Consider the following 18,322-nt stretch of genomic DNA (forward strand, 5'->3'; position numbering starts at 1 on the left):
AGCATTCCAGGCAGCGGCGAATCGAAAGTCCATTCTGCGCCGGCCGTTGACGAGGACAAGGCACAGTTGCGCGACTAAATCGCCTCGCACTGTACCGCCGCGATTTTGCCACCAGGCCCCGCAAAATCCGGTAACGCTCCGGGCCTCGCAACTTCCGGGACGGTGGCTAGCCTTCAGTACTCAACCAAGCAAGGATGCTTCGATGCCACCGTTTTTGTATGCACTCGCCTGTCTTGTCTTCATTGCCATTCCTGCGCTCGCCGCGCCCTGCCCCGATTGGCCCACTGAACGCGCCCAGGCCGAGATCGCCGCGCGGCAGCAGCAAATCGACACCTGGGACGACAGCTATCACCGCCTCGGCCAATCGCTGGTGGCCGATGAACTGTATGATCAATCCCGCATAGAGTTGGGCCAATGGCGCCACTGCTTCAACCTCGCAGCGCCCGACGATCCGCTGCGCTCAGCGGGCGGGAAGATACCGCACCCCGTGGTCCACACCGGCCTGGAAAAGCTTAAGGACGCCGACGCCGTGGGGGCTTGGTTGCGGGGTCGCAAGGACGTCTGGGCACAACCGAAAGTCGATGGCGTGGCGGTAACCCTGGTCTATCGCAAGGGTCGCCTGCATCAGGCAATCAGCCGCGGCGATGGCGTGCAAGGGCACGACTGGACCCCGAATGCGCGCAAGATCGGCGCCATCCCACAACGGCTGCGCCAGCCTCTGGACCTGGTCGTCCAAGGCGAGTTGTATTGGCGCTTGCTCACCCACGTCCAGGCCAGCAGCGGCAGCCTCAACGCCCGGGGGACCGTGGCAGGCCTGATGGCGCGCACGAACATGACGGCGCAGGAGGCGGCGGACATTGGCCTGTTTGTCTGGGACTGGCCTGAAGGGCCGGCCACCCTGCCGGAACGGATGGCCGCGCTGAATGAACTGGGCTTCGCTGATACGCTCCATTACAACCAGCCTATCCAGGTTCTGGCCGATGCCGAGCACTGGCGCGACCATTGGTACCGCACACCGCTGCCATTCGCCAGCGACGGGATCGTCCTGCACCAGAGCCGCCGCCCACCCGCCGACCGCTGGCAGGCCAGGGCGCCGTTCTGGAGCGTGGCCTGGAAATACCCGTATGCCCAGGCGCTGGCCGAAGTGCGCAAGGTGCACTTCAAGGTCGGTCGTACCGGACGCATCACGCCCGTACTGGAGCTTGAACGTATCCGGCTCGACGACCGGTGGATTCGCCGGGTAAGCGTCAGTTCCCTCAAGCGCTGGAAGGAAATGGACATTCGTCCCGGCGACCGGGTCGCTATCAGCCTGGCCGGGCTGACCATCCCACGACTCGACAGCGTCGTGCTGCGCAGCGCCGAGCGGCAGGACCTCAACGTCCCTGCGCAAACCGACTATCACTTCTTGAGTTGCTGGCAACCGACAGCCGGCTGTGAAAGCCAGTTCCTCGCACGACTGGGCTGGCTCAGTGGCAAACAAGGGCTTGCCCTGCCCCACGTCGGCCCGGGCACCTGGGAAAAGTTGCTGGCCGCCGGACGACTCGACGGATTGCTGGATTGGATGACCCTCGATGCCGCCGAGCTTGCTAATATTGCCGGCTTCGGCGAACACAGCAGCACCCGCCTGCTCGCCAGCCTGCACAGCGCCCGGCAACGCCCTTTCGCGCAATGGCTCAAGGCCCTGGGCCTGCCGCCCGCTGGTGAGGCCCGGCTGGAAGGGCCGTGGCAGGTGCTGGTCGAGCGCAGCACCGAACAATGGCAAGCCGAGGCCGGTATCGGACCGGGACGCGCCGCGCAACTGAGCGCATTTTTTCGCGACCCGCAGGTACAGGCCTTGAGTGACGTATTACGCACTGCCGGGGTCGACGGTTTTTAATCCGGGCCCTGTGCGGTTGAACCCAAGGGGCAAGCATGCGTTCCAACAGCGCATCTGTACCGACCGCTCGAGATTTTTTACGGAGTTGCTATGAATTTCCTGTCCCCCGTTGCCCTGCTGGTCTTATGCAGTGCCATGGCCGCCCCCTTGATGGCGGACGAGCAAACCCCGGAGCTCACCGGTTGCGCGGCCAAGCGCCAGGGCATCATCAACCAGATCGAACTGGCCAAGTCCCGTGGCAACCAGGACCAGCAGGCAGGCCTGGAAACTGCGCTGGACGAAGTCACCAGCCATTGCACCGATGCGTCCTTGCGCAAGGAGCGTGAAAACAAGGTGCTCGATGCCAAGCACGAGGTCAGTCGGCGTCAGGCCGACCTGGAAAAGGCCATGAAGAAAGGCGACGCCGAGCGGATCAACAAACGCAAGGACAAGCTGGCAGCCTCCCGCAAGGAACTGCAGGAAGCGGTGGATGAGTTGGATCAGTAGCAGTTGCAAGTGTGGAGCTTTGAGCTTGCCGCTTGAAGCTTGAAGCTCGCAGCTGCTTTCATTCAATGATCGCGAAACTCTTTATGGCAGGCGCTGCACGCATCCTCGACCTTTTGCACCGCCGGCCCCAAGTAACTGGCCTTGTAGGGTTGAACGTTGCTGGCGGTCACCAATTCACCGGTGGCGGCTTCAAGGTGGCGGGCCATTTCCTGGAAACGCGCCTGCTTTTGCCAGACTTCATCCCGGGCGCTGGTGTGGTCTTGCTCGCGCACTTGCGGGAAATGTTTCCACGGCTCATGGGAGAGTTGATCCAGTTGCGCCGCGCCTTCGGCAAATCGTGGGCCATCGAACGGGACCCGGCCACGCAACATGCCGCCCAATTCTTCGTTGGTCTTGAGCATCTGCTTGAAGATCGCCTTGCGCTGGCCAAGGGGAGAATTGGGATCGACGCCGCCACAGGCGGACAACATCAGGCAAGCCAGCACTGCCATGGAAAATCGTTTTACAAACATCTTGGCCTCGGGGCAGGAAACGGCGGTTAGTATCCTCGGGTCATCGGTAAAGACCAATGGCCTTATCAACAATACGGGTTGTACGAGCGCCTGGCAGCGTTCGAATGACTGCAAAGGAAATCTTCATGAACAGCCGCATCAAGACCTGGCACAAAGGCCTGGCACTGGCCCTACCGCTGATCGCACTGTTGGCCGGTTGTAATCGCGGCGAAAAGGTCGAAGAACCTCAGACCCACGCCCTCGCCACCTATGTCAGCGTACCGTGGGAGGCCTTGCCGGCGGTGTCCGATGAAGACCTGCTGGCCGGGTTCGGCTCCTGGCGCAGCGCTTGCACCCGGCTCAAGGCCGATGCGAACTGGGGGCCGACCTGCGCGGCGGCGGCCAATGTGCCGCAAACCGCACAGGATGTACGCAATTTCCTGAAACAGAAACTGGACGTCTATGGCCTGCGCTCGGGGGACAACAGCCCCAATGGCCTGATTACCGGCTACTACGAGCCGGTCTACCCCGGCAGCCTCACCCAGACCGCCACGGCGAATATCCCTGTCTACGGTGTGCCGGAGGACATGATCATTGTGTCGCTGGACAGCATTTACCCTGAACTCAAGGGCAAACGCCTGCGTGGCCGCCTCGAAGGCCGCGTGCTCAAGCCATACGACGACGCGGCCACCATCGAAACCAACGGAGTCAAGGCACCGATCATCGCCTGGCTGACCGACCCCATGAACCTGCAATTCCTGCAAATCCAGGGTTCGGGACGCATTCGACTCGCCGATGGCCGCCAGCTGCGCATCGGTTATGCCGACCAGAACGGCCACCCTTACCGTCCCATCGGGCGCTGGCTGGTTGAACAGGGCGAGCTGAAGAAAGAAGACGTGACCATGGGCGCCATCAGTGCCTGGGCCAAGGCCCATCCGAACCGTATTCCCGAATTGCTGGGCAGCAACCCCAGCTACGTGTTCTTCAACCGTAACCCCGACAGCAACGAAGGACCGCGAGGCTCGCTGAATGTACCGCTGACAGCCGGCTACAGCGTGGCGGTGGACCGCAAGGTAATTCCGCTGGGCAGCCTGCTCTGGCTATCCACCACCCGACCCGACGGCAGCACATTGAACCGGCCCGTCGCCGCCCAGGACACTGGCGGTGCAATTGCCGGCGAAGTGCGGGCGGACTTGTTCTGGGGCACAGGCGAGGCGGCCGGACAACTGGCCGGGGACATGAAGCAACAGGGGCAGATCTGGATGTTCTGGCCCAAGGGCATGGCGTTGCCGCAAGTGCCACAGGTGGCGAATGCGGTTACCGCCAATCCCTAGGGAATGGGCTGACTGTGTCGACCCCATCGCGAGCTTGCTCGCGATGGCGCCAGCACCGACCCCGGGATTCCGCCGCCAGGTTCAGACCGAAACGAAGAAGAAACTCAACACCAACCCCACCCCCACGAACCACACCAGCGAACGCAGAATCGCCCAGTCAGCCAGATAGCAAATGATGTAGAGCAGGCGACTGGTGATGAACAGCACCGCCAGCACATTGATGGTCACCAGCTCGGCATTGCCGGCCAGGTGCGCGACGATCACGGCGGCGGCAAAAAAAGGGCTGATTTCAAAGCTGTTCAGTTGCGCCGCGTATGCCCGCCGGGGAGCGCCTTCGAGTGTGTCCAGAAAGTCCCGAGGGTCGTGGTTATCTGCCAGCCTGTATCTTCCACCAATCTTGGCAATGGCGACGCACAGGTAAGGCAGGAGAAAGGCAATCAAAATACACCACAGGGCAACCGTCATTGACGCAGTTCCTTCTTTGAGTTTTATAGAAAATCGCGAGTTCGGGCGCCGGTCAGAACTTCATCACCAGCATGCCAACCAACACCAGCCCGCAGGCTAAGAGCCGCGGCAAACCAAAAGGTTCTTTCAAGTAACGCATGCCGAACAGCACCACCAGGATCACGCTGATCTCCCGCAGGGCCGCCGCTTCGGCAATCGACCCCAGCTGCATGGCCCACAGCACCAGAGCGTAGCTGAATAACACGCAGAATCCGACCGCCAACCCCAGCCGCCACTGCTCACGCCAGAACCGCATGAACGCCGGCCGCTTGCCCACCAACGCCAGCAACGGGAATGGCCAGGCGCTGAGCAGCGTGACCCAGACCAGGTAATCCAGCGGATGGGACCAGCGTCGCAAGGCATGGCCGTCAATGAAGGTGTAGCAACCGATGCACAGGCCGATCAGCGCCACCACCGGCAGCATCGACCAGGGCAACCGCGCCCCGCCACCGCCCTGCCATAACAGGCAGAGCATGCCGAACGGGATCAGCAGGATGCCGAAGATTTGCTGGGTCGTCAGCGCTTCACCGGCAAAGATGAAAGTCAGGGCCAGCACCACCAGCGGCGACAGGCCGCGCATCAGCGGATAGACCAACCCCAGGTCGCCGACCCGATACGCCTGGATCAGCAAATAGCGATACAGCAGCTCGAACGCCGCCGAAGCCAGGATCCACGGCCATATCGCCAACGGCGGCAGTGCCACGAAGCCCAGGGCCAAGGCGACGAACAGCAACGCAACGCTGTCCATGCAAGCCACCACCAGCAAACGCTCGCCGCTGAACTTGATCAGCGTATTCCATGCCGCATGCAACAGCGCCGCTACCAACACCAAGGCCGTTGCAAGCACGGCACGCTCCTTAGCCATTCAGAGAATTGATTCGCCATCCATCGGCAGCCGTTTATACTGCTAGCGACCACGCCGCACTCAGTTGCGCATAAGCCTATTCCAATAATTCTGCTGCTGTCCTGTTCGTTCGAACCAGGACGCCGGCATGCGTATGCCTGATCAGAGCGTCAAGACTACAGACAGAGACCCTGCGCATGCCACTCGCCTTGCTTGCTTTGGCCGTCGCCGCTTTCGGCATCGGCACGACTGAATTCGTCATCATGGGCCTGTTGCCCGATGTCGCCCGTGACCTGGCCGTGAGCATTCCCCAGGCCGGGCTGCTGATCACTGGCTACGCCCTGGGCGTGGTGTTCGGTGCGCCGATCCTGGCCATCGGCACCGCCAACATGCCACGCAAGGCCACGCTGCTGGGCATGACCCTGATGTTCATCCTCGGCAACGTGCTCTGCGCCCTGGCGCCGAACTACGCCACGCTGATGGCCGCCCGGGTCATCACCGCGCTGTGTCACGGCGCCTTCTTTGGCATCGGTTCGGTGGTGGCGGCCGGGTTGGTGGCGCCGAACAAACGGGCCCAGGCGATTGCGATGATGTTCACCGGCCTGACCCTGGCCAATGTGCTGGGCGTACCGCTGGGCACAGCCTTGGGCCAATACGCCGGCTGGCGCTCGACCTTCTGGGCGGTGTCGGTGATCGGGGTGATCGCCGCCATTGCCCAATGGGTCTGGCTGCCCAAGGACATCCCCATGGACAAAGCCAACCTGGCCAGCGAATTCAAGGTCCTGGGCAAGGCCAACGTATTGCTGGCCCTGGGCATGAGCGTGCTGGCCTCCACCAGCCTGTTCAGCGTATTCACCTACATCGCGCCGATCCTGCAGGACATTACCGGCGTCAGCCCCCATGGCATCACCGTCATGCTGCTGTTGTTCGGGGTCGGCCTGACGGCGGGCAGCTTCCTCGGCGGACGCCTGGCCGACCGCCGCCTGCTGCCCTCGCTGGTAGGCATGGCCCTGGCCGTGGTGCTGGTGCTCGCCGCGTTCAGCCAGACCAGCCAGTCGGTGATTCCGGCAGCGATCACCCTGGTGTTGTGGGGCATCTTCGCCTTCGCCCTGTGCCCGATCCTGCAATTGCTGATCATCGACCAGGCCTTTGAGGCGCCGAACCTCGGATCGACCTTGAACCAGAGCGCCTTCAACCTCGGCAACGCGGCCGGGGCATGGATCGGTGGGTTGGTGGTGGCCAGTGGGGCTGACCTGGCGGACTTGCCGTGGACGGGGGCCGCTGTCGGCGGCCTCACGGTATTGACGGCTTTGTTCTTTATTCATCGACAACGACGCTTGGCGGCAATCGCTGTCTGAGCGTGTAGGAAATTTGCCCCAGCACCTCGATGAATGGGCGACACGTTCAGTAGGGCCTCAACCCAGATCCGTGCGGGCTGTTTTACCTGCCCGCCAAAAAGCCCATTCCAGAGCGCTCGCTTCGAAAACATGCGAGCGCCGTTCGCGGACGGCTGATGTTTTTCCAATTGAGTAATGACGCAATCTGCCTTCAGGTTTTGTTTACAGTTCGCGCCTCCGCCCTAGGTACAAGGAACGAACCTGAATGCCCATATCCCCGATCGTCCTTTCTTTCCCTACCGGTCAGAAGCCCATCCAGACATCGCCAGAAGTCGTCGACAATGTATATGACGGTCGCGACTTCGATTGCGAGGACAACGTACTTGCGGACCTGAAAAACCCACGCGTACTGGTACGCGGCGCGACTGAACAGTCGATAACCATCGTCGAACATGACGATGGTGTCGTACTCATTATTGGTCGCCCCCCTATCGGTCGATTGGCCATGAGTGGGGGTGGCGTCAAGGGAGCCGCCTTCTCCGGCGCCATCGAGGCACTCGAAGCCATGGGTATCATGAAGTCTATCCATACGATTTCAGGATCCTCCGCAGGGGGCTTATCGGCCGCTCTGCTGGCCAGCGGAATGAACCATAAGGGCTTCGACCGGATCTCTGACAAAATTTCCCTTATTCAATTGCTCGACAGTGATAAGGCTGACGTTAAAGCCGAGCAGAGAGAGTGGTCGCGGATGGGCGAGAACATGAAAGCCCTCCCCATGGTGCAACTGCTTTGCAATCTATTGCCACGCCTGGGTACCAAAGGTACGGAGCTGGAAAAGCTGATCAGGGAAGAATCCTGTGCGGCGTTCGTGGCGTTGTGTAAAAACAGGACAGGGCTTACCGAGTTAGCGCAAAAGGCTATTGCCGATGTGCAGACGCGCAATTACGTCACCTTCCGCGACCTGGAGATCCTGAGCAAGGAGGTCAAGGAGATCAAGGCCCTGGAGATCACCGGCACCGCCATGTTCAAGGAAGGCGCGCAACTGGTGGTTTTCAGTGCGGAGCTGACCCCCGACATGGACATCGCCAAGGCTGCGCATATCTCCGCAGCGCTGCCGATCGTATTCAGCAAACCGACCGAGCAAGGGCTGCCGTTCCAAGAAAGGAAGGAGGAAGGCAGCGATGAAGGCATCGATGAGGTCACGGCATTTGCCGATGGCGGTATCCTGCGCAACACACCGATCCACGGACTCGGCGACCCCGTGACCAGCATGAGCGCGATACCGGATGAGGAGTCGTTGATTCTCGTATTCGAGTCGGTACCCGCCAAGGAAAGCACGCACGGCACAGGTCTATCGGCCTTTGCCGACTGGTTCCTTGGAGCCCCTCATGCGGCGAGCTCTGCCCACGATGCCAAACGAATGGAAGATTTCGAGGAGCAGACCGTCACCGTGCCACTGAACACCGAGGAAGGCGATCGCCGCGGAATAGTAGATGGAACACTCGCCTTCAACATATCAGAGGAGAGCAAGGACTATCTTCAGGAAGAGTTGCGCAAGGTGACCTTGAAACATTTGGACAAGCGTGGCGCCGCACGAAAAACCCATCACTTCCCTTCGCACGACGCCGCCCTGCTGGCATTGAATGACAAGCTGTTCATCCAGTTAGGTGCGCAGTTGGAAGGCAACGAAACCTATGCCGAGGTGAAAGCCTTCAGGCAGGCTGCGCTGACAGCACTGTCGGAACTGAAAGTCGCGATCAAGCCCTCCGGCCTTGAGCCGACCCCGGAGCTACGCAACGCCATTCTGAACCTCGACGTCGTGGCGGATACTCCCGACAAGGTGGAGTGGCTGGCGAAACGCATCACTCACGACAACGATCCGGATTTCATGTACTTGCTTCAGGCTGCTGTTCGTTGGGATCGCGAAGCTTCTGACGCAGCTCGCCGAGCCGTAGAGAAACTGAACCCCGGAAATGATCAGGACCTCATCCAGCACCTGCAGGCCGCGGCTCGCAGGGAAATCCGTGCATCCGCTCATACCCCCCAGGTGATCCGCCAGGCCGTCGAGGAAATGAATAGACGGGACATCGCCACCCGTGCCGCTAACGTCGTGCAACACGTGCTGTACCGCTCGCTCTTTCGCGGCGGCCAGCCTGGCTCGAACATCACACTGTTAAGCCGCGCCATTCACGATCTAAAGGATGTACAAAACAAATACGCGTTCAACAACGTACTCCTGCGGGTCATCCACAACTACAAGTCGCGCTCTACGGGATTGTCCAACCCTAAATCAACCACCATCAATGATCTGCGCGAAAGATTGATCCACTGACGGCCCATTCACGCCGGGAGCCCGCGATCAGGCTCCCGTTCATTCCGAGTCGTTGCGCTGTTTTACCGGATCTAACGGCTTGCCTTTGGGTGGTCCTACTTCACTACGAATCTGCGCATGGCTGATCAGCGCAAAAATAAAGCTGCCACCGATGATATTCCCCGCCAACGTCGGCCCGGCGAACACCATCCAGAAGTCCTCCCACGACAACTGCCCGGCGAAGACCAGATACGACACCTCGGCCGAGCCGACGACGATGTGGGTGAAATCCCCCAGCGCCATCAGGTAAGTAATCAGAGTGATGATCCACATCTTGGCGCTTTCCATGGATGGGATCATCCAGACCATGGTGGCGATCATCCAGCCGGAAATGATGCCCTTGGCGAACATCTGGCCAGTGTCGTTCTCCATGACCTTGCGGCCGATCTCCAGGAAGGCCTGGTCGGTGCGCGGGTCGAAAATCGGCAGGTGTAGCATCACGTAGGCCACCAGCAAGGTGCCACACAGGTTGCCCACCAGCACCACGCCCCAGAGCCGCAACAGCCGACCGAAGTTGCCCAGGGTGGGTTTGCTCATGATCGGCAGCACGGCGGTCAGGGTGTTTTCGGTGAACAGCTGCTGGCGGGCGAGGATCACCGCGAGAAAGCCGGCGCAGTAACCGAAACTGGCGATCACCTTGAAGCCTTCGTGGTCCGGCAACCGGGAGTTGAGCAAGCCCATCGCCATCAGCGACAGGCCCATGGTCAACCCAGCCGCCAGGGCTGACCACCAGAGCGCGGCGATACTGCGCTCCAATTCCTGATTGCCCTGGGTGCGGATGATTTCATGCAGCACCGCGGCCCGTGGCGGTTGGTTGCGGTCGACTTCGTGCTGCTCCTGGGCCGAGAGGTCAGGGGTCTTGCCTTCTTCATGGGTGTCCATACAGCTCCTGAACCGGTGGCGTGATGTACCTACGACACGCGGCGTTCGGAGCTGTTCAGTCACCTGGGCCTGAAACCGCTATCGATCTCACTCGACGACAGCATCCTTGAACTGATCCTTGACGTACTTGATCTCGGTCCGCCCGTGAGGCGCCGGCAAGCCGTCTTCGCCGAGGTTGACGAAGACCATCTTCTCCACGGTCAGGATGCTCTTGCGGGTGATTTTGTTGCGCACCTCGCAGGTCAGGGTAATGGAAGTACGGCCAAACTCGGTGGCGGTGATGCCCAGCTCGATGATGTCGCCCTGGCGCGAAGCGCTGACGAAATTGATTTCCGAGATGTACTTGGTGACCACGCGCTGGTTACCCAGCTGGACGATGGCGTAGATCGCCGCCTCCTCGTCGATCCAGCGCAACAGGCTGCCGCCGAACAGCGTGCCGTTGGGGTTGAGGTCTTCGGGCTTGACCCATTTGCGGGTGTGGAAATTCATGATCACTCCTGAGTGTCTGGCCGATGAATGCCTGCATCATGGCAGACCAGGCTGCCCGGCTCTACGTCGCGGGCCCTATGACGATCATCGGCAATTTCGATTTGCCGACAGAAACCCTTTTGGAAGATCCGATTAGCCCGTTATAATCGCCACCGCTTTACCCGGTCCACCCGTTGGACCGTTCCCGCCACCTGTCCGAGGGGCGCTGCAGCAGGCTCGACCTGTCAGGCTCGGATGGGGCGTTGTTTGTACGGGGGCTCCCCGCACGGACACTAAACGCACAACGGCGCCCATTCGCATACATTACGAATGGAGACTCTTCATGAGCGCTGTTATCACGCCTGCCGATTTTACCGACTACAAAGTCGCCGACATGTCCCTGGCTGCCTGGGGCCGTCGCGAAATCATCATCGCCGAATCCGAAATGCCAGCCCTGATGGGCCTGCGCCGCAAGTATTCTGGCGAACAGCCATTGAAGGGCGCAAAAATCCTCGGCTGCATCCATATGACCATCCAGACCGCCGTGCTGATCGAAACCCTGGTTGCCCTGGGTGCCGAAGTGCGTTGGTCGTCCTGCAACATCTTCTCGACCCAGGACCAGGCCGCTGCCGCCATCGCTGCCGCCGGTATCCCGGTATTCGCCTGGAAAGGCGAGACCGAGCAAGAGTACGAGTGGTGCCTGGAGCAGACCATCCTCAAGGATGGCCAGCCGTGGGACACCAACATGATCCTCGACGACGGCGGCGACCTGACCGAGCTGCTGCACAAGAAGTACCCGGCCGTGCTGGAAAACGTCCACGGCGTGACCGAAGAGACCACCACCGGCGTACACCGCCTGTTGGACATGCTGGCCAAGGGCGAACTGAAGATCCCGGCCATCAACGTCAACGACTCGGTGACCAAGAGCAAGAACGACAACAAGTACGGCTGCCGTCACAGCCTCAACGACGCCATCAAGCGCGGCACCGATCACCTGTTGTCGGGCAAGCAGGCGCTGGTGATCGGCTACGGTGACGTGGGCAAGGGTTCGGCCCAGTCCCTGCGTCAGGAAGGCATGATCGTCAAGGTGTCGGAAGTCGACCCGATCTGCGCCATGCAAGCCTGCATGGACGGTTTCGAGCTGGTTTCGCCGTTCATCGACGGGATCAACGACGGCACCGAAGCCAGCATCGACAAGGCCCTGCTGGGCAAGATCGACCTGATCGTGACCACCACCGGCAACGTCAACGTCTGCGATGCCAACATGCTCAAGGCCCTGAAGAAGCGCGCCGTGGTCTGCAACATCGGTCACTTCGACAATGAAATCGACACCGCTTTCATGCGCAAGAACTGGGCATGGGAAGAAGTGAAGCCACAGGTGCACAAGGTTCACCGCACCGGTACCGGCAGCTTCGACCCACAGAACGACGACTACCTGATCCTGCTGGCTGAAGGCCGCCTGGTTAACCTGGGCAACGCCACCGGCCACCCAAGCCGCATCATGGACGGCTCGTTCGCCAACCAGGTCCTGGCCCAGATCTTCCTGTTCGGCCAGAAATACGCCGACCTGTCGCCGGCCCAGAAAGCCGAGCGCCTGACCGTGGAAGTACTGCCCAAGAAACTCGACGAAGAAGTGGCCCTGGAAATGGTCCGCGGTTTCGGCGGCGTGGTCACCAAGCTGACCAAGCAGCAGGCCGACTACATCGGCGTGACCGTCGAAGGCCCGTTCAAGCCGCACGCTTACCGCTACTGATCGGCGCGGCTCCCCCAGGGGGAGCCGGCTCTTTGTGGGAGCGAGCTTGCTCGCGATGCAGACACCTCGGCCCAACTGCCGGAGCGAGGCGATGGCAATCGCGAGCAAGCTCGCTCCCACACAAGCCTGAGCGCTTCACCGGCCTACGAGTTTCCAAGGATATGACCATGTCCCAAGACCGTCGCTACAGCTTCGAGTTCTTCCCGACGAAGACCGATGCTGGGCATGAAAAACTGATCGCCACTGCCCGTCAGTTGGCCAGCTACAACCCCGACTTCTTCTCCTGCACCTATGGCGCCGGCGGCTCGACCCGTGACCGCACCCTGAACACCGTGTTGCAACTTGAAAGCGAAGTCAAAGTCCCGGCCGCCCCTCACCTGTCTTGCGTGGGTGACAGCAAGGACGACCTGCGAAGGCTGCTGACCCAGTACAAGGCCGCTGGCATCAAGCGCATCGTTGCCCTGCGCGGCGACCTGCCGTCAGGCATGGGCATGGCCAGCGGCGAGCTGCGCCACGCCAATGACCTGGTTGAGTTCATTCGCGAAGAAACTGGCGAGCACTTCCATATCGAAGTCGCGGCATACCCGGAAATGCACCCCCAGGCGCGCAATTTCGAAGACGATTTGCGCAACTTCGTCCGCAAGGCCAATGCTGGCGCCAACAGCGCGATCACCCAGTACTTCTTCAACGCCGACAGTTATTTCTACTTCGTCGAGCGCATACGCAAGTTGGGCGTCGACATTCCTGTGGTACCGGGGATCATGCCGATCACCAACTACAGCAAGCTGGCGCGCTTCTCCGACGCCTGCGGTGCAGAAATCCCACGCTGGATCCGCAAGCAACTGGAAGCTTATGGTGACGACACGTCGAGCATCCAAAGCTTCGGCGAGGAAGTCATCACGCAAATGTGCGAGCGATTGTTGCAAGGTGGAGCCCCGGGGCTGCACTTCTATACCCTGAACCAGGCCGAAGCCAGCCTGGCGGTATGGAACAACCTCAAGCTGCCGCGTTAACAGCCAATACCGTGGTACAAAAGGCCCTGGTGAAAACCAGGGCCTTTTTTATCCAGTTGTCGTGAGGGTCTTCGGCCCCGAATGGATGTGTTTGCCTCGGGACAAATACCGCGAAGCCTTCGATCTGCACCGACTGCAAGTAAAAGGCAACTAAGGCGCGAGCCAGAGCGCTCTAGCTATTTGAGGAGTTCTCGTCGTAACCTCAGGCCATGCCCGTTATTGCCCGGTTACTGACAGCCCTTCTCCTCTTGTGCCTGAGCATGACTGCCCGGGCCGAGAAGTTGCGCATTGTCACCGAACCCTGGGCCCCGTATGTCTACGAAGAGAACGGCAAGATGCTGGGCCTGGACTACGAAACCACGGCCATTGTCTTCAAGCGCCTGGGTATCGACGTGGAATGGCAGTTCCTGCCGTGGAAGCGTTGCCTGGTGATGCTGGAGCAGGGGTTGGCGGACGGTGCGCTGGACATTTTCCACAGCGATGAACGCGATGCCATGCTGCTTTACCCCAGCGAACCGCTGTCGGACGTAGAGTTCGTGATGTTCTACGCCAATGCCCGGCCCCATCCGTTTCGCACGCTCGATGACCTGCGCGGCCTGACCGTCGGCACCTCACCCGGTTATCTCTACAGCCAGGCCTTCAGTGAGTCGACCCTGTTCACCCGGGAAACGGCGCCAACCCACGAAGCCAATTTCGGCAAGTTGCAGTTGGGACGCATCGACCTGCTCATCACCGACCGCAGGGTGGGCCGACATGTGCTCGAACACATGCAGTTGGGCGACCAGATTACCGAAAACCCGATGGTCGTGAGCCGCCAAAGCCAATACCTGGCGGTGCGGCGCAATGCCGGGATGGATTTGCTGGTGCAACGCTTCAGTGCCGAACTCAAGCGTTTCAAGCGCGAACCCGCCTATGCCGAACTGAGCGCCCGCTACGGTACCGGCCCAGTGGCCAAGGTCATCTCGCCCGGCCTGGGTCAACGTTGAAATAAACCGTTGAGCAGCAGGAAAGCGGCGCACGGCGTTTGCTCTGTTATACTCCGGCCTTCCCGCCAGGCTCACGCCCGGACGCCCGGTCTTGCAAAAGGCATCCCGACACCGCTACAGCGCAGCTTCCAGCCCGCGCGAGCCCTGTCCGGACCCGTCTTTCAGACCCGGCAGGACCGGACGGGATGACGTTTCCATGTTGAACGTCATTCGCGCCAGGCAAGACTATCCCATTGGGCCAGGCCCTCACTAAAACAGGATTACTCATGTCCTTTGCTTCCCTCGGTCTCTCCGAGGCTTTAGTCGGCGCCATCGAAGCCGCCGGCTATACCCAGCCTACCCCCGTGCAACAGCGGGCCATTCCCGCCGTGTTGCAAGGTCGTGACCTGATGGTCGCGGCGCAGACAGGTACTGGTAAAACCGGCGGTTTCGCCCTTCCGATCCTGGAGCGGTTGTTCCCCAACGGTCACCCAGACAAGTCCCAGCGTCATGGCCCGCGCCAACCGCGCGTACTGGTCCTGACCCCAACCCGCGAACTGGCGGCCCAGGTACACGAGAGCTTCAAGGTCTACGCTCGCGACCTGAAGTTCGTCAGCGCCTGCATTTTTGGCGGCGTGGGCATGAACCCCCAAGTCCAGGCCATGTCCCGTGGCGTCGATGTACTGGTGGCCTGCCCCGGTCGCCTGCTGGACCTGGCCGGCCAGGGCAGCGTCGATTTGTCCCACGTGGAAATCCTCGTGCTGGACGAAGCCGACCGCATGCTCGACATGGGCTTTGTCCATGACGTGAAGAAAGTCCTCGCTCGCCTGCCCGCCAAGCGTCAGAACCTGCTGTTTTCGGCGACGTTCTCCAAGGACATCACCGACTTGGCTGGCAAGCTGCTGCACAACCCGGAGCGCATCGAAGTCACGCCACCGAACACCACGGTCGAGCGCATCGAGCAACGCGTCTTCCGCCTGCCGGCCAGCCACAAGCGTGCTCTGCTGGCGCACCTGATTACCGCCGGTGCCTGGGAACAGGTCCTGGTGTTCACCCGCACCAAGCACGGCGCCAACCGCCTGGCCGAGTACCTGGACAAGCATGGCCTGCCGGCTGTGGCGATCCACGGTAACAAGAGCCAGAACGCCCGCACCAAAGCCCTCGCCGACTTCAAGGCCGGCGAAGTGCGCATTCTGGTGGCCACCGACATCGCGGCCCGTGGCCTGGATATCGACCAACTGCCTCACGTGGTCAACTTCGAACTGCCGAACGTCGATGAAGACTATGTGCACCGTATCGGCCGTACCGGCCGGGCCGGTCGCTCGGGCGAAGCGATCTCGCTGGTCGCACCGGACGAAGAAAAGCTGCTCAAAAGCATCGAGCGCATGACCAAGCAGAAAATCGCCGATGGCGACCTGATGGGCTTCGATGCCAGCACCATCGAGGCCGAGAAGCCTGAAGTGCGCGAACGTCCGGACGTGCGCAATCCGCGCAATGCCCGTGGCCCGCGTGGCGACGGTCCGAATGGCGGCGGTGGTGGCGGTGGCCGCAAAGACAAAGGCAAGGACAAGGGCAAGGAAAAATCGGCCAGCAACAGCAATGGCCGCGGCGAACGCCCAGCCCGCGAACAGAAGCCCCGCGAAGGCACGCCAGCCCGTGAACAGCAGCGTCCAGCCCCGCGCGCCGCGGCTGATCGTGCCCCGGACGAGTTCCTGGACGACGATATCGATAACTTCGGTAACCGCGTCGACTACGTGCCCCAGCAGAAACCGGCCCAGGGCCGTGGTCGTCGCCCGGGTGCCCCGGCACAGGGTGCAACTGCAGGCGCGCCGCGCAGCGGCCAGCCACAAGGTCGCCAGAATGGCCCGCGCAACAGCAACGGCTCGTCCACCGGCACGCCACCGGCCAAGCGCAGCGGCCCACGCAACGGTGCCCCGCGTGACGGTCAGGCTCGCCGCGATGACACCCGCCCGCGCCGTCCGGCCCGTGAGGACCAGCCTCGTCAGGAACCCGCCGTGCAGAACCCGCGCAGCAACCAGCCAAAGATCATGCACAAGGAATCGAAAGCCGATCGTTTCCCGACGCCTGAACAGCTGGATCAACTGCCAAGCCGTCCACGGGGCGAAAAACCGGCATTGCTGACGCGCAATCGCTGAGTTTTTCCAAGCGTTGAAAAAATGCCCCAGGTCTCGCGACCTGGGGCTTTTTTTGGTCCAACACAATCCAAATGAGGGAGCGAGCTTGCTCGCGATAGCGGTATGTCAGTCAGCATCAAGTCGACCGGCAAGACGCCATCGCGAGCAAGCTCGCTCCCACAGGGTTTTCTGTGCTGCCCGAATCCGCGTAATAAAAAACGCCCCTGATCGCAAGACCAGGGACGTTTTTTGTCAGTGCGAAGGTTACTTCGCTTTGACACCTTCAAACGAGATGTACAGCTCAACGGCGTCGGATTGTGGACCCAGGTCCATCATCTTGCCGAAGTCGGAACGCTTGATGCTGGTGGTGCCCTCGAAGCCGGCACGGTAGCCGCCCCATGGGTCCTTGCCTTCACCCAGGAAGGTGGCCTTGACCACGATTGGCTTGGTCACGCCGTGCAGCGTCAGGTCGCCGGTCACGTCGGCAGTCTCTTTGCCAGCGGCATTCTTACCGGTGGATTTGACGCTGGTGGACACGAACTTGGCATCGGCGTACTTGGACACCTCCAGGAAGTCCTTGCTGGCGATGTGCTTGTCGCGCTCGGCGTGGTTGGTGAACACGCTGGCGGTACGTACGTTGAACTCGATCTTGCTGTCTTCTGGCTTGGCGGCGTCGAAGCTGAACTTGCCGTCGATGTCCTTGAAGGTACCGGTGATGTAGCTATAGCCCAGGTGGCTGATCTTGAAGTCGACGAAGGCGTGCTGGCCTTCCTTGTCGACCACGTAGTCGGCAGCCATGGCCTGGCCGGCTGACAGCAGGGCAGAACCGATTGCCAGGGCGGCGAGCGTCTTTTTCAACATGCTTTCTATTCCTTTGGAGTCGAGGTTGAACATCAGGCTTGGCGTCCCAGCATGCGCTTGAGGGTCGCGTCACGGTCGATAAAGTGGTGTTTCAATGCTGCCAACGCATGGAGGCCGGAGAAAATGACCAACGCCCATGCCAGGTACAGGTGAATCTCGCCAGCGACGTCTGCCTGATCGGGCAGTCCGGACACCAGCGCGGGGACTTCGAACAAACCAAACACCGGGATCCCGACACCGTCTGCGGTGGAAATCAGGTAACCGGCGATCATCACGGCGAACAACCCGAGATACAGAGCACTATGGCCAAGCTTGGCGCCGACGCGGGTCAGGCGGCCATAGGTTGGCAGGGTCGGTGGCGGCGGGCTGACGAAACGCCAGATCACCCGCAGCAACATGACCGCCAGCAGCACCAGGCCAATGCTCTTGTGCAGGTCTGGCGCGTCTTTGCGCCAGGTGCTGTAGTAATCCAGGCCGACCATCCACAGGCCCAGGGCGAACAACCCATACACCACCAGCGCAATGCCCCAGTGCAGGGTGATACTGACCCAGCCATAACGAGAAGAAGAGTTGCGTAGCTGCATTGCTCATATCCTGTAAAAACTGCGTCCAAGACTAGCGAGTTATCTATCGATTTAAAGCGGAAATTTTCGCTTTGAAATATCGAGAAATACGATGATCAGTCTGGGAGAGGTGGGTTAAGGAAAGATTAAAGGGGGAAATGGTGGGTGATGGCGACCGGCGCAAGCAGTGATCGCGTGATGGAAAGGGCCCTATCGCAGCCTGCTCACGGCGGTTTTGTGCCATGAAGCATGTGTATTAAGGAGCCTAGGGCCGATGACTGGTGCGCTCTATCACTTCCATCCTGTTAATAGGTGGGAAGTTTCCGATATATCACCGCGGCGTATAGGACGTTGGCGCTCGTTGTACAACGCCGGGCTCTGGGTGTGGCGATGAATCCGTGGCGAGGGAGCTTGCTCCCGCTTGAGTGCGAAGCGCTCA

At 60.9% G+C, this 18,322-nt stretch carries 15 protein-coding genes, 1 pseudogene and 1 riboswitch; of the genes and pseudogenes, 9 read left to right on the forward strand and 7 right to left on the reverse strand.

Features of this window, described 5'->3' with window-relative positions:
* Nucleotides 1–202: 202 nt before the first annotated feature.
* Nucleotides 203–1,876: an NAD-dependent DNA ligase LigB gene (ligB, locus tag BM300_RS19295; RefSeq protein ID WP_092345258.1), complete on the forward strand. Its 1,674-nt coding sequence runs from the start codon at nt 203–205 to the stop codon at nt 1,874–1,876.
* A gap of 90 nt (nt 1,877–1,966) precedes the next feature.
* Nucleotides 1,967–2,362 (forward strand): DUF1090 domain-containing protein, encoded by a 396-nt coding sequence (locus BM300_RS19300; RefSeq protein WP_063323998.1) that lies wholly within the window; start codon nt 1,967–1,969, stop codon nt 2,360–2,362.
* A 62-nt stretch (nt 2,363–2,424) separates the two neighbouring features.
* Here the strand turns inward: BM300_RS19300 and BM300_RS19305 are convergent, their stop codons facing one another.
* Complete coding sequence (locus BM300_RS19305) at nt 2,425–2,874, reverse strand: c-type cytochrome (protein WP_063323997.1); 450 nt, start codon at nt 2,872–2,874, stop codon at nt 2,425–2,427.
* A 125-nt stretch (nt 2,875–2,999) separates the two neighbouring features.
* Here BM300_RS19305 and BM300_RS19310 point away from each other — a divergent pair, with 125 nt between their 5' ends.
* Nucleotides 3,000–4,187 carry a murein transglycosylase A gene (locus tag BM300_RS19310; RefSeq protein ID WP_092345256.1) on the forward strand — a complete coding sequence of 396 codons (1,188 nt, stop codon included), beginning with the start codon at nt 3,000–3,002 and terminating at the stop codon, nt 4,185–4,187.
* Between the two features lie 81 nt (nt 4,188–4,268).
* On the opposite strand, the gene BM300_RS19315 is transcribed toward BM300_RS19310, so the two are convergent.
* Both BM300_RS19315 and BM300_RS19320 read right to left on the reverse strand, forming a co-directional pair.
* Complete coding sequence (locus BM300_RS19315) at nt 4,269–4,652, reverse strand: MAPEG family protein (protein ID WP_063323995.1); 384 nt, start codon at nt 4,650–4,652, stop codon at nt 4,269–4,271.
* Nucleotides 4,653–4,704: 52 nt separating this feature from the next.
* Nucleotides 4,705–5,538, reverse strand: coding sequence for an EamA family transporter (locus BM300_RS19320; RefSeq protein ID WP_063325210.1), 834 nt, complete (start codon nt 5,536–5,538; stop codon nt 4,705–4,707).
* A 194-nt stretch (nt 5,539–5,732) separates the two neighbouring features.
* Between BM300_RS19320 and BM300_RS19325 the strand changes: the two genes are divergently transcribed.
* Both BM300_RS19325 and BM300_RS19330 read left to right on the forward strand, forming a co-directional pair.
* Entirely contained in the window at nt 5,733–6,893 is a 1,161-nt protein-coding gene (locus tag BM300_RS19325) for an MFS transporter (protein WP_092221426.1), read from the forward strand.
* 244 nt (nt 6,894–7,137) lie between these two features.
* The gene (locus BM300_RS19330) at nt 7,138–9,204 is read left to right on the forward strand and encodes a patatin-like phospholipase family protein (RefSeq protein WP_256575850.1); all 2,067 of its coding nucleotides are present in this window, start codon (nt 7,138–7,140) and stop codon (nt 9,202–9,204) included.
* A gap of 39 nt (nt 9,205–9,243) precedes the next feature.
* Here BM300_RS19330 and BM300_RS19335 read toward each other — a convergent pair whose 3' ends face one another.
* Both BM300_RS19335 and BM300_RS19340 read right to left on the reverse strand, forming a co-directional pair.
* Nucleotides 9,244–10,125: a formate/nitrite transporter family protein gene (locus BM300_RS19335; RefSeq protein WP_092345254.1), complete on the reverse strand. Its 882-nt coding sequence runs from the start codon at nt 10,123–10,125 to the stop codon at nt 9,244–9,246.
* 87 nt (nt 10,126–10,212) lie between these two features.
* Complete coding sequence (locus BM300_RS19340; protein ID WP_003206420.1) at nt 10,213–10,614, reverse strand: acyl-CoA thioesterase; 402 nt, start codon at nt 10,612–10,614, stop codon at nt 10,213–10,215.
* Nucleotides 10,615–10,805: 191 nt separating this feature from the next.
* A riboswitch (S-adenosyl-L-homocysteine riboswitch) is annotated at nt 10,806–10,913 on the forward strand.
* A gap of 23 nt (nt 10,914–10,936) precedes the next feature.
* On the opposite strand from BM300_RS19340, the gene ahcY reads away from it, so the two are divergent.
* From ahcY to BM300_RS19360, 4 genes and pseudogenes are all read left to right on the forward strand, one after another.
* Complete coding sequence (gene ahcY / locus BM300_RS19345) at nt 10,937–12,346, forward strand: adenosylhomocysteinase (RefSeq protein ID WP_063323991.1); 1,410 nt, start codon at nt 10,937–10,939, stop codon at nt 12,344–12,346.
* A gap of 167 nt (nt 12,347–12,513) precedes the next feature.
* The gene (gene metF / locus BM300_RS19350) at nt 12,514–13,359 is read left to right on the forward strand and encodes a methylenetetrahydrofolate reductase [NAD(P)H] (protein ID WP_092345252.1); all 846 of its coding nucleotides are present in this window, start codon (nt 12,514–12,516) and stop codon (nt 13,357–13,359) included.
* A gap of 209 nt (nt 13,360–13,568) precedes the next feature.
* Nucleotides 13,569–14,350: pseudogene (locus BM300_RS19355) on the forward strand (substrate-binding periplasmic protein).
* A gap of 261 nt (nt 14,351–14,611) precedes the next feature.
* The gene (locus BM300_RS19360) at nt 14,612–16,480 is read left to right on the forward strand and encodes an RNA helicase RhlE2 (protein WP_170862076.1); all 1,869 of its coding nucleotides are present in this window, start codon (nt 14,612–14,614) and stop codon (nt 16,478–16,480) included.
* A 243-nt stretch (nt 16,481–16,723) separates the two neighbouring features.
* Here BM300_RS19360 and BM300_RS19365 read toward each other — a convergent pair whose 3' ends face one another.
* A complete protein-coding gene (locus tag BM300_RS19365) occupies nt 16,724–17,320 on the reverse strand; it encodes a YceI family protein (RefSeq protein ID WP_063323987.1) in 597 nt (198 codons plus the stop codon).
* Nucleotides 17,321–17,352: 32 nt separating this feature from the next.
* A complete protein-coding gene (locus tag BM300_RS19370) occupies nt 17,353–17,904 on the reverse strand; it encodes a cytochrome b (protein ID WP_092150736.1) in 552 nt (183 codons plus the stop codon).
* Nucleotides 17,905–18,322 lie beyond the last annotated feature (418 nt).

It is taken from the genome of Pseudomonas sp. NFACC46-3, from assembly GCF_900114515.1.
Taxonomy (GTDB): Bacteria; Pseudomonadota; Gammaproteobacteria; order Pseudomonadales; family Pseudomonadaceae; genus Aquipseudomonas; species Aquipseudomonas fluorescens_Q.

Excerpts from the sequence above, each read along its gene's own strand:
- ligB (WP_092345258.1), top strand. The coding sequence starts at position 203 with ATGCCACCGTTTTTGTATGCACTCGCCTGTCTTGTCTTCATTGCCATT.
- BM300_RS19300 (WP_063323998.1), top strand. The coding sequence starts at position 1,967 with ATGAATTTCCTGTCCCCCGTTGCCCTGCTGGTCTTATGCAGTGCCATG.
- BM300_RS19305 (WP_063323997.1), bottom strand. The coding sequence starts at position 2,874 with ATGTTTGTAAAACGATTTTCCATGGCAGTGCTGGCTTGCCTGATGTTG.
- BM300_RS19310 (WP_092345256.1), top strand. The coding sequence starts at position 3,000 with ATGAACAGCCGCATCAAGACCTGGCACAAAGGCCTGGCACTGGCCCTA.
- BM300_RS19315 (WP_063323995.1), bottom strand. The coding sequence starts at position 4,652 with ATGACGGTTGCCCTGTGGTGTATTTTGATTGCCTTTCTCCTGCCTTAC.
- BM300_RS19325 (WP_092221426.1), top strand. The coding sequence starts at position 5,733 with ATGCCACTCGCCTTGCTTGCTTTGGCCGTCGCCGCTTTCGGCATCGGC.
- BM300_RS19330 (WP_256575850.1), top strand. The coding sequence starts at position 7,138 with ATGCCCATATCCCCGATCGTCCTTTCTTTCCCTACCGGTCAGAAGCCC.
- BM300_RS19335 (WP_092345254.1), bottom strand. The coding sequence starts at position 10,125 with ATGGACACCCATGAAGAAGGCAAGACCCCTGACCTCTCGGCCCAGGAG.
- BM300_RS19340 (WP_003206420.1), bottom strand. The coding sequence starts at position 10,614 with ATGAATTTCCACACCCGCAAATGGGTCAAGCCCGAAGACCTCAACCCC.
- ahcY (WP_063323991.1), top strand. The coding sequence starts at position 10,937 with ATGAGCGCTGTTATCACGCCTGCCGATTTTACCGACTACAAAGTCGCC.
- metF (WP_092345252.1), top strand. The coding sequence starts at position 12,514 with ATGTCCCAAGACCGTCGCTACAGCTTCGAGTTCTTCCCGACGAAGACC.
- BM300_RS19360 (WP_170862076.1), top strand. The coding sequence starts at position 14,612 with ATGTCCTTTGCTTCCCTCGGTCTCTCCGAGGCTTTAGTCGGCGCCATC.
- BM300_RS19365 (WP_063323987.1), bottom strand. The coding sequence starts at position 17,320 with ATGTTGAAAAAGACGCTCGCCGCCCTGGCAATCGGTTCTGCCCTGCTG.
- BM300_RS19370 (WP_092150736.1), bottom strand. The coding sequence starts at position 17,904 with ATGCAGCTACGCAACTCTTCTTCTCGTTATGGCTGGGTCAGTATCACC.